Source organism: Sphingobacterium sp. HSC-15S19 (assembly GCF_050433745.1).
In the GTDB taxonomy this organism is placed as follows: domain Bacteria; phylum Bacteroidota; class Bacteroidia; order Sphingobacteriales; family Sphingobacteriaceae; genus Sphingobacterium; species Sphingobacterium siyangense.
The window spans coordinates 45,499-59,066 of record NZ_JBNPWQ010000037.1; the positions used below are offsets into that span (position 1 = coordinate 45,499).

A 13,568-nucleotide genomic window follows, 5' to 3' on the forward strand; every position below is an offset into this window, starting at 1 on the left:
TCTCATATACTATACTTGCGCCTGTTTATTTAACTTTGAATGTTTATAGCCATACATAAAATATACAGCCAATCCGATTACGAGCCAGATCACAAATATTATCCAGTTACTTGCCCCCAATTCCGTCATCAAATACAAATTGATCAGGATACCAACGACAGGCAATAGCGAAAAGTTCATTTTAAAGCTATAAATACTCAGGCCAAGCCAGGTTAACCAAAATATAATGACCAACATTTTATGTTCTATAATTTCCAGGATGGAAAGCGATTTCCACTCCTGAATCGTCTCTTGCGCATAGATAAAAATAAGCACAATAGCGATCAGTAGCCCTGCACCAACTAAATATTTACCATTGATGTAAGGAACTTTAAATTTGGATTTTGCAGATAAGCCCGAATAATCCATATACAATACACCTGCACAAACAAGGATAAAGGCAAAAAAGGTGCCCACGCTCGTTAGATCCACAAAGAAGTCCATTTTAAAAAATAACGAAGGGATAGCAACCACCAAACCCGTTACAATAGTCGCAAAAGAAGGTGTTTTATATTTTGGGTGGATCGTCGCGAATTTCTTCCACAACAAACCGTCCCGACTCATAGTCATCCAAATTCTTGGTTGAGCCAATTGATACACCAGCAAGGCACTGGTAATGGCAATCACAGAGGTCACCGATATAATTCCGGCCATATGGTCAAAGCCGACATATTTAAATACGAAAGCAAGTGGATCCTTCACATTTAATTCGGTATAGTTAACCATCCCCGTCAAGACCAGGGTAATGGCAACATACAATACAGTACAAATCAATAGACAATAGATCATTGCCTTAGGCAGATCGCGCTGTGGGTTTTTACACTCTTCGGCAGTTGTGGAGATCGAATCGAATCCGATAAAGGCAAAGAAAACCGCGGCCACACTTCCGAGTACACCTTTGAGACCATTCGGTGCAAAAGGTGTCCAATTTTCAGGTTTAATGAAAAATATACCCCCAAAAATGACAGCCAGGATAATTGCCACCTTTATCATAACCATGACCATACTTGCTTTCTGGGACTCTTTGATTCCGATATAAACCAACCAAGTGACCAAAAATGTAATGACACCTGCCGGTAAATCGAAAATAATAGGCAATCCCCCAATTCGTGGCGCACTATTAAAAGCATCCAGACCATGTTGGTCGATTGCGGTCAGGGCCGCCGCGCCATGTTGGTTCATCTTGTCTACAGCATCATAAGCATAGCCTGGTGCCATGGATAACCAAGCCGGTATGTGAAGACCAAAGCCCTCTAGCATGGAGACAAAATATTGCGACCAGGAAATGGCAATAACCGTATTGGAAACAGCATATTCTAAGACCAATGCCCAACCTATAATCCATGCAAACAACTCACCAAAAGCTACATAAGCATACGTATATGCTGATCCTGAAACAGGAACTGTACTGGCAAATTGCGCATAGGCCAATGCCGTAAAAACACAGGCAAAAGCTGTAAAAACGAAGAGCAGTGATACTGCCGGCCCACCTTCATAACTCGCTAACCCAATTGTGCTAAAGATTCCAGCCCCTACAATAGCGGCGATACCCAACGAAACCAGATCTGTTACCCCCAATACCTTTGCAAGGCCTGTCCCCCCCTCTTTTTGAGTGTCATGCAGAATCTGATCAACACTTTTCTTCCGAAAAAGTCTATGTGACATGTAAATTTAGTTTTTGATACTTAAAATTATGCGAAAATAAATATTTTCAAGGTCTTATACTATTGGTATTTTCCGATAGACTAATTAAAGTCCACCAGCTCATATTGAATATACTGGTAAATTTCCTGATAATCGGTCATCTGCGTATGTAAATAGGAAATCAACTGTTCTGTCAGAAGCTGTCTTTGCTCCACGGAAACTTCAAATTGCCACAATCGTTTACAAATATTGAAAAGTGCACCTGCAATTTTTTCTACCTCAGCATAGTCATAAATATACTTCCACTCAATAAACTGATGATAGAACTTTTCAAACTTAGGAATATCATTCAGTTGATTAATTTTCAAAAACTTCCGAACAGCGTCTTCATTGACATGCATTAGCGCAGCGTAGAATTTATCGATGGAGACCGCTTTATTTTGTGTTAGGATATGATCCAGCAATAGCTCCAACGCGATATGCGCCATAAAGGACGGCCGGATAGGCAGCCCCGCTAAACTAGACTGGATTTTTAGTTTCAGTTGATGTGTATGATGAAAAAAATAAGGTGAATTGTGAAACAGGCGATCGACCTCGATATGACGGTTCCAACCTATATACAATTGCTCCAGTAAAGGATTGTCCAAAAGCTCATCTTCATACTGACGTGGTTTTAGCATAAAGGATTTATCAGCATTTTTTAATAAATCGGGTAGCAATCCACCTACAATACGTTCGGCATTGGTTGCAAACCGCTCAAAATAGAAATGTGACAAAAAATTCATACCAGCTTATTAGCGTGTGCTTTTATATGGAATTATTCGCTCAATATACGCTTAATCTCCTATCTTTGCATCTTGTAAATTAAAAAATTAAATCCATTTAACAATGAGCTTTGTAGAAGAATTACGTTGGAGAGGCATGTTGCAAGATATTATGCCAGGCACTGAAGACTTACTGAATAAAGAAAAAGTCGCTGGTTATATCGGCTTTGATCCCACAGGCGACTCTCTACACGTAGGACACTTGACGCAGATCATGACTTTGATCCACTTCCAAAATGCAGGCCACAAACCTGTTGCCCTGGTTGGAGGAGCGACAGGAATGATCGGAGACCCTTCTTTCAAATCTGCAGAGCGTAACTTGTTGGACGAAGCTACCTTACAGCATAATGTAGCTTGTCTGAAAAAACAGTTAGGCAAATTTCTTGAATTTGGAGAAGGTGAAAATGACGCCCAAATGGTTAATAATTACGACTGGTTCAAAGATTTTAAATTTTTGGATTTTATTCGTGATATCGGTAAAATGATTACCGTTAACTATATGATGTCTAAAGATTCGGTAAAAAAACGTCTGGAAGGCGACAATGGTCTTTCATTTACAGAGTTTACCTACCAATTGATTCAAGGATATGACTTCTACTACCTTTGGAAGCATCATAACTGTAAAGTTCAAATGGGTGGGTCCGACCAATGGGGTAACATTGTAACAGGAAGTGAAATGATTCGTCGCCAAGATCAGGGAACAGCTTATGCAATCACCACACAATTAATCAAAAAAGCCGATGGTCAGAAATTTGGAAAAACCGAATCTGGTGCCGTATGGTTAGATCCAAAGAAAACCTCTCCGTATAAGTATTACCAATTTTGGTTGAATACGTCAGATGATGATGCTAAAAACTGGATCAAAATTTTCACACTCAAACCTCAGGACGAAATAGCGTCTATTATTGCAGAACATGATGCAGCGCCACACTTACGTTTAGTTCAAAAAGCACTGGCAAAAGATATCACCATTCGTACCCACTCCGAAGAAGCATACGAAACTGCGATCAAAACTTCTGAATTTCTTTTTGGTAATGGTTCTTTAGAATTTTTGAACAACTTAGATCACGAGGCTGTTTTAGAGGTATTTGAAGGCATTCCTCAATTTCAGGTCGCTAAAGCGGACCTTGCAGCAGGCATCAATATTCTTGATTTACTGGCTGTTCAGACACAAGTATTCCCTTCCAAAGGTGAAGCCCGCAAAATGCTTCAGGGCGGCGGAGTTTCTATCAACCGAGAAAAAGCAACTGATATAGAAGAGTCAGTTACGGAAAATCACCTTGTAAACAATAAATATATTGTTGCACAACGCGGTAAAAAGAATTATTATCTGATTATCGCAGATTAGTGATCAGCAATATCCTGATTTAATAATCCATAAGCATAAAGAAGTCCCTTTTGAACAAATCAAAAGGGACTTCTTTATGCAATCCAAAGCTGTTCTTCTTCCGCTAAAAAATCGGTCCGGTTAATTTAATAGTTTTTCAAATGCCTTACGCGACGCTCCTCTAAAATGTACCTCCCCACAATATTGATACCCCAGCTTTTCGAACACATGCAACATTCCTCCATTGTCAAAATTAGTATCCACCTTGATACTATAAACCCCATGATCAACCGCGATCTTCTCCACCCCAGACATGATTCCCGTTCCCACACCTTTCATATGCGGATCCTGCGCCGAGGCCAATCGGTGTATACCGACATAAGGTCCATCACTTAACCATTTTCCGTCAATATCATTATAAGCAGGTTCGACATCAAAAATAACAGCTACATAACCTACAATCCTATGCTCCACTTCAACGACATGCCCGTAGCCCTTATCAATATCCGACTGCACCACATCTTCATTCGGATAACCATCTTGCCATTGTCGGCTGCCTTGTTCTTTCCTGAGGGCAATTGCTTGTTGTATAATTTCCCAAATCCGTCCTTTATCAGCCAATGTCGCTTTTCGTATTTCAAACTTGTTCATCCTATCTCTTATTTTTATTCGTAAAACTACATATTTTACAGCAACTCCAAAGAATACACCAAAACAGCAATCTGTATAGATATGCACATTCTTTGATCAAACCTATTTGCAGGGCATAGTATTTGCTAGTCATTATAGCTATCTAGCTTTTTAGCTACATCTAAATTTATTCATTCATAAAAAACGACAAACTTAAAATAATAGGCCATCAGCATCTTTAAAATACTATCAAAATAACTAAGTTTGTAAGCAGTATAATTGTGAGCTTTTCAATGTCAAACAAAGGAAATACATTTAGGCAGACAGGAAATTCAGTTTCCGGCAAACGTGCCCCTCAAAAGGAATCAACAACATTTAAAAAAGAAAAAAGTCAAAAAAATAGTGTACCAAGAGATTATTCTGATGCACAGCAAAAGGCTGTCAAGATATTAGGGATTTTATTGATCTTGCTTTCATTGGCATTTGCTACAGCTTTCGTCTCCTACTTATTCACTTGGGAAGACGATCAAAGTTATATCGCAAAAACCAATGGCGGATGGTCGACATTATTCAGATCTACAGAAGAAATTCATGATGAAGCTGTTGATCTACCTGTTGTCGATAATAAACTAGGGAAATTTGGCGCATTGCTTGCCAACCAATTCATGTACGAATGGTTTGGCGTCGCATCTTTTCTCTTTATCCCGGTATTATTCATTTTAGGATATCGCCTGTTGTTCAAGAAATCATTACTTCCATTGTACCGTACTGTGGTCTATTCTTTTGTTGCAATCGTTTTTATCTCGGTAACATTAGGCTTCCTACATGGATTTATGGCAGATACACCGCATATGCTCGAGGGGAAATTTGGTTTTTGGACCAATAAATTACTGGAAGCACAAGTAGGTATTGTCGGCGTTGGCTGTATATTGGCTTTTGCCTACCTGACGACATTAATCTTACTTTACAACCTCGATTTTAAATTTGTCCTATTCAGTAACAGGAAATCCAAGTCATTCTCCGAAGATATGGACGATGAGGATGAAGATGAATACGCTCCACAAAATCTAAGAAACAAAATTCATATTGAAGATGATTCCATCCAATCTGTACGGGAATCTTTTCAACGGCCAACATCAATCAATGAGCGATTTCAATCTGCTCGTGAAAAAGATATACAGGAAGAACTTCAACGCCCTGCCTTTACACATCACCCCGTACCTGAAGTACAAATTGATCCGAAAGACAAAGTGGTACTCTCGTTCGACGACAGTCCGCTGGAACGAACAGAGAATACACCTTCAATCAGTTTTACAATTGATCAGCCGAATGAAGAATTTGAAGCGGAAGACTTACCACTAATCCGGGAATATCAAGCACCGAAAATTGAAGCAGAACCTCAACAAGAGCCAGAAGCTGCCATCGAACCCGATGCAGTACCAGGTCTGGTGGTCGAGGATATCAAAGAGGAAAAAGAGATTACTGCCAGTGACCTTGTGGCCCAATTCGGACAATATGATCCAAAATTGGATCTTTCTGGTTACCAACATCCGGCATTGGATTTATTGAAGGACTATGGTGGTGGTAAAATTACCATCAATCAACAGGAACTCGAAGCGAACAAAAACAGGATTGTTGATACACTGAGAAACTACAGTATCGAGATCGAAAGTATCAAAGCAACTATAGGTCCAACGGTAACTTTGTATGAAATTATACCAAAACCAGGTGTACGGATTTCAAAAATCAAAAATCTGGAAGATGACATTGCCTTAAGTCTTGCGGCATTAGGTATACGGATTATTGCACCTATGCCTGGAAAAGGAACAATCGGTATTGAGGTACCAAATTCCAGTCCGGAAATGGTATCCATGCGATCAGTACTTGCTACGGAGAAGTTTCAGAAAACAGACATGGATCTCCCGATTGCTTTAGGTAAAACGATTTCCAATGAAGTCTATATTGCCGATTTAGCTAAAATGCCCCACCTTCTAGTTGCGGGAGCGACCGGACAAGGTAAATCAGTAGGTATCAACGCCATTCTGACCTCCTTGCTGTATAAAAAGCATCCGGCCGAACTAAAATTTGTCCTTGTTGACCCTAAAAAAGTGGAACTTTCTCTATTCAAAAAAGTAGAGCGCCACTTCCTTGCAAAATTGCCTGACGACGGAGATGCAATTATCACCGATACGAAGAAGGTAATCAACACCTTAAATTCTCTGTGTATAGAAATGGATCAACGTTATGATTTGTTAAAAAATGCACAGGTACGGAATTTAAAGGAATATAATGCAAAATTTATCAATCGCAGATTAAACCCTGAGGAGGGTCATCGATTCTTACCATATATCGTTCTTATTGTTGATGAGTTTGCCGACTTGATGATGACAGCAGGAAAAGAGGTCGAAACACCGATTGCACGATTGGCACAATTGGCCCGTGCGGTAGGGATTCACTTGGTTATTGCAACCCAACGTCCTTCTGTCAATATCATTACCGGTACAATCAAGGCCAACTTCCCTGCACGTCTTGCATTCCGTGTATTATCGAAAGTCGATTCACGGACCATTCTAGATACAGGCGGTGCAGATCAGTTGATCGGTCGAGGTGACATGCTTCTAGCGACTGGAAGTGATTTGATACGTATTCAGTGTGCTTTTGTTGATACGCCAGAGGTTGAACAAATTTCCGACTACATCGGTGCACAACGAGGCTACCCTTCGGCATTTATGCTTCCGGAATATGTAGACGAAAACGGAGATGGTTCTGGTAGTGTGGATTTTGATCCCAAAGACCGCGATCAGTTGTTCGAAGAAGCTGCCCGATTGATTGTCATGCATCAGCAAGGCTCAACTTCATTAATCCAACGTAAATTAAAATTGGGTTATAACAGAGCAGGACGAATCATCGATCAATTGGAAGCTGCTGGAATTGTAGGTCCATTTGAAGGAAGTAAGGCCCGCGAGGTACTTTATCCAGATGAGTATTCATTAGAACAATTTTTGGAGACGTTAAGAAAGGACAACTAAGATGAAAAAACAATTGTGGTTTATGGTAGGTTTGCTAATTATTGCATACAGCCAAAACAGTTATGCACAAAATGATACCGCTGCTAAAGCATTACTGACGAAAGTAAGCCAAAAGTACAATGCATACAAAACAATACAGGCCAACTTCTCATTAGCTATTAAACAAGCTAATGGTGGCTCACATACTGACGCTGGAACAATATACCTGGACAAGAGTAACAACAAGTACCAGGTCAGTACCAAAAATCAAGTATTGATATCGGATTCCAAGACACAGTGGAATATCATGAAAGCCGAAAAGGAAGTGGAAATCTCAGAAGCAAGCAATTCGACCAACGAGATCAATCCAACAAACATATTCAGCTTCTACACCAGCGGTTTTAAATATACCTTGACCAATACTGAAAAGGTAAAGGGACTTACGCTAAGTGTCGTTGAATTAAGTCCGCTCGATAGCAAAAAAAACTATTCAAAGATAAAGCTGCGTATCAATAAGGCAAGTAACCTGATCTATGATACGACCGTTTTTGATAAAAGTGGTAATCGCTATACCTATACATTAGCTTCGCAAGAAGGCAATAAAGCGCTTTCAGGTAGTCTATTTGCATTCAACAAAAATGATTACAAAGGTTTTGAAATCGTCGATTTAAGATAAAAATCTATCGTCGCTATAACACTGATTAAAGTACCATAAAAAAGGCTTTCCAGTATTGGAAAGCCTTTTTTATGGTACTTTAATCGTTATATTTTACTTTACGCAATTTTATAGCATATTGGGTTCCTTATCCAAGGTCTCGCTTTCTTTGTTTGCATAACGCGAATAACCATGCTTTTGCGGATGTTCGATAATTTCCTTCATAGAAACCAGTTTGTAAACATACGAACCCGTTTCATTATTCAATTTCAATGCAAAATAGTCGTCCTTTTTTTGTCTTCTTATAGAACCTCTTAAACTACCATCACCGACATTATATGCTGCAGCTACCAAGGTCCAGTTTCCAAATTGGGCATACAGGTATTTCAGGTATCTGGCAGCAGCATGTGTAGATTTGACAAGATCTTTCCGGTCATCTACTCTACCATTGACTTTCAATCCATACAATCGCGCTGTTGCCGGCATAAACTGCCAATAACCACCAGCTCCCTTAGATGAAACAACAGCTTTACTAAGCCCGCTTTCCACTAAGGGGATATACTTAAAATCCTCCGGAATACCATGTGATTTAAGGATCTTTGCGATCATAGGCAAATAGGTCTCTGCCTTTTTGTGCATATCGTATGATCCTGTTTTTTTAAACGAGAATCGATTGAAAAATTTGCGCAATTTACTTTCCACAAGCGGACGATCCATCGGTAATGAATCTTCAGCAAATGTCAATGAATTCATATAAGATTCAAACGAATTGCTTTTTTCTTTTTTTTCTTCTTCGTCCCCATGATGAGCGGGAACTACTACGAGCTTCGGTTCAACGATCTTATCGCCGTTTGAAGCGTTGTTGTGTGGGGTTGAGTATAATTTTGACAGCAATAAAGCAAACAAAATCAAACTACTACATAAAACTTTCTTTCTTATCATTCACTCCCTTAATGCTATCCTATCCACGACTCCAATCGATCAAAAAATAGCTTGGTTCAAATTCAAGGGTACAAAGGTAAACACTATTTATTTAAAAAACAAATAGTTACATTACAGACCACTTAAAGTGGCTTTTTTAGCGTAAAAACGCAGCAAATCCAAGAAAAGACAAAAAGATAAGGATTTTTTCGCAAAACCCAAAATTATACCTAACTTTGTGGTTCACATTTTAGCAAAACACAATGCCATTCAGCAATAAAAGGAACAGTCGTGATGACAACTCCAGAAAGTCACGAGGCAACTCAGATAGCTTCAAATCTAGAGGCGATAAGAACAATAGTTTCGGAAAAAAATCATATGGGTCGAATGACCAATCTGAAAGAGGTTCTTTCAGAAAAGATGATAATCGTGAGAACAGATCATTCGGATCTAAAAAATTCTCAGACAAACCTCCTTTCCGAGGAGAGAACAATTCCTTCCGTTCAAAAGATAATTCAGAAAAATCCTTTGGTAGAGGAGGCCGCTCATTTGATAAAAATGATTCTTCAAGATCTTTTGACAAAAAAGATTCCTTCAATAAATTTGATAGATCAGAACGTTCTTTTGACAAAAAAGATAACTTCAAACGTTCCGATAGAAATGACTCTTCAAGATCTTTTGACCGTTCAGAACGTTCTTTTGATAAAAGAGATAGTTTCAAACGTACAGATAGAAATGATTCCTCAAGATCTTTTGACCGTTCAGAGCGTTCTTTTGATAAGAGAGATAGTTTCAAACGTACAGACAGAAATGATTCCTCAAGATCTTTTGATAGATCAGAACGTTCTTTTGACAAAAGAGATAGTTTCAAACGTTCAGACAGAAATGACACTCCAAGATCTTTTGACCGTTCAGAGCGTTCTTTCGATAAAAAAGATAACTTCAAACGTTCAGACAGAAATGACAGCCCAAGATCATTCGATAGATCGGAGCGTTCTTTTGATAAAAGAGATAATTTCAAACGTTCAGACAGAAATGACTCTTCAAGACCTTCTAACAGAAAGTTTGATGGCGAAAGAAGTAGAAATTTTGATGACAACAAAAACTTTGGTGATAAACAATATATTAAACGTCCAAAGAAAAAAGCAGAGGATGCAGAGGATGATGGCTTAGTTCGTTTAAACCGTTACATCGCCAATGCTGGTATTTGTTCAAGACGTAAAGCTGATGAGCTTATCATTGCTGGTGTCATTTGGGTAAATGGAGAACCTGTTACTGAATTGGGTACCAAGGTAGATCCTGCAACAGATGAAATCCGTTACAACAACGAACGTTTAAAACGTGAAAAAAATGTTTATGTTCTGTTGAACAAACCAAAAGATTATATCACGACTACAGATGATCCTCAGGAGCGTCATACCGTAATGGAACTTGTTTCTAAAGCGACAAAAGAAAGAATCTATCCTGTTGGTCGTCTTGACAGAAACACAACGGGGCTACTTTTAATGACAAATGATGGTAGTCTTGCTGAAAAACTTTCACACCCGCGTAACAGCATCAGCAAAATCTATAATGTCGAGTTAAACAAAAGCCTTACACAAGGTGATTTTAACAAAATCAGCTTTGGTATCGAATTAGAAGATGGTGTAATCAAACCCGATGACTTGAGCTATGTCCAAGGTGGATCAAAACGTGAAGTTGGCATCCAAATCCACTCAGGAAAAAATCGTATCGTACGTCGTATTTTTGAGTCATTAGGATATGAAGTCGTTAAATTGGACCGTGTGGTTTATGCAAACTTAACGAAAAAAGATCTTCCACGTGGCCGCTGGAGATATTTAGAGGAGCGTGAAATCGTGCAATTAAAGCACCTGATTTAATCGCTTAAGAAGATAAATAAAAATAAAGGACGGTCATTCAGTTAACCGTCCTTTATTTTTTATATTTGCTCTTTCAAATAAAACAACAAAGAATATGACTGATCCGAAAACACTTTCATCCGTTGCGGAATTCCATAAAACATTCCAACATCCAATCCTAGACACCCCTACGATTCCATCTGAACAAAGATGTGCCTTACGGGTATCGTTGATCGCTGAGGAATTAAAAGAATTAGAAGAAGCCATCCAGGATAAGGATTTGGTAGAGATTGCAGACGCACTATGTGACATTCAATATGTACTTGCTGGAGCGGTATTAGAATTTGGTTTAAAAGATAAATTCTCAGCTCTTTTTGATGAAGTTCAACGTTCCAATATGAGCAAGGCATGTAAAGACGAAGCAGAAGCCATCGCTACACAGGAGCACTATAAATTAAAAGGCGTAGAATCCTATTATAAAGAAGTTGATGGCAAATTCCTGGTATTCAGAACAGCCGACAATAAAACGTTAAAATCTATCAATTACTCTCCAGCCGATCTAAAAACGATTGTTGAGGGCTAAATAAAAGATGGTGATCGTACCCTATTTTTTGTAGGTAAACAGCAAAGGCTTCTTTAGAGAAGCCTTTGCTGTTTTTTATAGCGTGGAATATATTCATTAAACACGATAGCATACAATTATCTATCAAAAGAGTAGAAATTATTGGAGGCGACTAAAAAAGACTTCCTTGCACGACCTGACGTGCTTCCAATCCCTTATCGATGTATGTTTGAATACCTGATTTCGGTAAGCCCCAATTCGGGGCAATTAACAATTCTTTATCTGCAATCCCGAAAATACGTTGAATGATCAGATCAGGACGCAATCGAGGAATAAACTTCGCTAAGAACTCGGTGTAACCTTCCATCGAAAAAAGTTCAAAGGGCTCACGTTTGAACTTAACCCCCATAATAGATCCCTCTACAATATGTAGGTGATGTAGCTTCACAAATTTAATCTGTGGAAAGCGGTTGATTTCATCTGCATATTTCAACATCATTTCTTCAGATTCCCATGGGAAGCCAAAGATTGTATGTACACAAAGTTCCAAAGGGGTATCTTTCAGCATATCCATGACCTGAACAAATTCGTCGTGAGAACAGCCTCTATTGATCTGCTCCAATGTATCGTTGTAGATCGACTCCATACCCATTTCCAAATCCACATCGTAACGATCTGTATAAGACTCCAACAATGCAATCTTTTCAAAATCCAAACAATCAGGACGTGTGCCAACAGAAAGCCCCAAAGTATTTTCAGGATCAATACTTAAGGCCTCATCATACATCATTTTCAGTAGATGAGTCGGCGCATATGTATTTGTATTTGGTTGGAAATAAATAATAAACTTCTCGGCGCCATAGCTATTGCGTGCTCTTTCAATACCCGATTCTACCTGCTCCCGTATCGAAGGAATTTTCCGGGCAGTATCCGGTGTAAAAGAATCTACATTACAGTAAGTACAACCACCATAGCCCTTACTACCATCACGATTGGGACAAGTAAAATTACCATCCACAATCACTTTAAACACTTTCTGTCCGTTATACTTTTGCTTTAAATAAGCCCCGTAATGATTATACGGTTTAATTCCGTTGTCCAATAATGTACCCATTGCGCTGCAAAGTTACTCAATAAAAATCATATGTGACCATTACTTTCTCAGGATCAAATGTTAAACTGATACGGCCATCACGAAAATCCTCCCAAGATAATTTATACGAACTATCCTTAACTGTTTTCTCCAAATCGAAGTAACTTCCTTTTATGGCTAAATTGGGAGAATTGTCGTAATAAGTAGGTAAACCGTAATAGAAAACGAAAAATTGTTCAAATTCCTTAAATGACAAATATCTTCTTATACTATCTTTATTTCTTGAGATCAATATCTCAATTTTCTTTAGTCTGCCATTTCTATAAAAATAATCAAGTGTTCGATAATACAGTGCATTCAACCATTTACCACCAATAAATTGGATATGACCTGGATCGATCACTACCATTGTATCCTTACTATGTGTATATGTTCCAAATTCCCCTATATAAGATCTCTCCCCGAGATGAATAATATATTCGCGAGCTATATTGGCAGATCTACCATCTTTATTTGCCGGTATCCACTTTGATATGGAAGAAAATTTATGATTCATTTCCTCAGTTTTATCCACATACCCAATATTGCTGGAAACAACTTTGACAGTGCTATCCTTATAAACCTCGAATCCAACATGAGCTTCATAATTGAGATTAGGCCAATTCCCTTTCCACTTTTCATTTAACTGCCTATAAAAATCAATAATACCTATCTTGGGGGTTGGAAGATAGTTTTCATAAGAAACAAAAATGTAATTCTGCCCATCTTGGCAAATACCTAATCTCAAATTAAACAAGAGAAGGCAGACGATGATCAAACAATTTCTCATATGGCCAGTAAGTAATATTTACAGCAATATACAAAAAACCTAGATACGGGAGTTCTAGAAAAGGCGAGATGCTTCACAAGGAAAGTACTTAAACGAAAGAAGCCCTTGACTGTTTCCAGCAAGGGCTTCCGTGTAAAAAAAGGCACCGACCTACTCTCCCACCTGTTACGGCAATAC

11 protein-coding genes are annotated in these 13,568 nt (G+C 38.7%); 5 read left to right on the forward strand and 6 right to left on the reverse strand.

Translation table 11 applies throughout. The annotated features are described in order from the left end of the window. Positions 1 to 9: 9 nt before the first annotated feature. Positions 10 to 1,704 carry an amino acid permease gene (locus tag L1283_RS23460; RefSeq protein ID WP_145327940.1) on the reverse strand — a complete coding sequence of 565 codons (1,695 nt, stop codon included), beginning with the start codon at positions 1,702 to 1,704 and terminating at the stop codon, positions 10 to 12. 80 nt (positions 1,705 to 1,784) lie between these two features. Then, a complete protein-coding gene (locus L1283_RS23465; RefSeq protein ID WP_145327939.1) occupies positions 1,785 to 2,468 on the reverse strand; it encodes an ACP phosphodiesterase in 684 nt (227 codons plus the stop codon). A 103-nt stretch (positions 2,469 to 2,571) separates the two neighbouring features. Here L1283_RS23465 and tyrS point away from each other — a divergent pair, with 103 nt between their 5' ends. Continuing rightward, entirely contained in the window at positions 2,572 to 3,855 is a 1,284-nt protein-coding gene (gene tyrS / locus L1283_RS23470) for a tyrosine--tRNA ligase (protein WP_145327938.1), read from the forward strand. Positions 3,856 to 3,975: 120 nt separating this feature from the next. On the opposite strand, the gene L1283_RS23475 is transcribed toward tyrS, so the two are convergent. Beyond that, positions 3,976 to 4,485: a GNAT family N-acetyltransferase gene (locus L1283_RS23475; RefSeq protein WP_145327937.1), complete on the reverse strand. Its 510-nt coding sequence runs from the start codon at positions 4,483 to 4,485 to the stop codon at positions 3,976 to 3,978. Between the two features lie 272 nt (positions 4,486 to 4,757). Between L1283_RS23475 and L1283_RS23480 the strand changes: the two genes are divergently transcribed. Both L1283_RS23480 and L1283_RS23485 read left to right on the forward strand, forming a co-directional pair. Beyond that, positions 4,758 to 7,493, forward strand: a complete 2,736-nt coding sequence (locus L1283_RS23480; RefSeq protein ID WP_286736748.1) for an FtsK/SpoIIIE family DNA translocase — start codon at positions 4,758 to 4,760, stop codon at positions 7,491 to 7,493. 1 nt (position 7,494) lies between these two features. Continuing rightward, on the forward strand, positions 7,495 to 8,148 hold the full coding sequence (locus L1283_RS23485; RefSeq protein WP_145327935.1) for a LolA family protein: 654 nt from the start codon (positions 7,495 to 7,497) through the stop codon (positions 8,146 to 8,148). A 108-nt stretch (positions 8,149 to 8,256) separates the two neighbouring features. Here L1283_RS23485 and L1283_RS23490 read toward each other — a convergent pair whose 3' ends face one another. Further along, positions 8,257 to 9,069, reverse strand: a complete 813-nt coding sequence (locus L1283_RS23490) for a lytic transglycosylase domain-containing protein (RefSeq protein WP_286849960.1) — start codon at positions 9,067 to 9,069, stop codon at positions 8,257 to 8,259. A 242-nt stretch (positions 9,070 to 9,311) separates the two neighbouring features. On the opposite strand from L1283_RS23490, the gene L1283_RS23495 reads away from it, so the two are divergent. Beyond that, a complete protein-coding gene (locus tag L1283_RS23495; RefSeq protein ID WP_286849962.1) occupies positions 9,312 to 10,928 on the forward strand; it encodes a pseudouridine synthase in 1,617 nt (538 codons plus the stop codon). 94 nt (positions 10,929 to 11,022) lie between these two features. Then, a complete protein-coding gene (locus L1283_RS23500; RefSeq protein WP_046671593.1) occupies positions 11,023 to 11,490 on the forward strand; it encodes a nucleoside triphosphate pyrophosphohydrolase family protein in 468 nt (155 codons plus the stop codon). A 151-nt stretch (positions 11,491 to 11,641) separates the two neighbouring features. On the opposite strand, the gene L1283_RS23505 is transcribed toward L1283_RS23500, so the two are convergent. Beyond that, entirely contained in the window at positions 11,642 to 12,583 is a 942-nt protein-coding gene (locus L1283_RS23505) for a TIGR01212 family radical SAM protein (protein ID WP_046671592.1), read from the reverse strand. A gap of 16 nt (positions 12,584 to 12,599) precedes the next feature. Further along, positions 12,600 to 13,391: a hypothetical protein gene (locus L1283_RS23510; RefSeq protein ID WP_312352407.1), complete on the reverse strand. Its 792-nt coding sequence runs from the start codon at positions 13,389 to 13,391 to the stop codon at positions 12,600 to 12,602. Positions 13,392 to 13,568 lie beyond the last annotated feature (177 nt).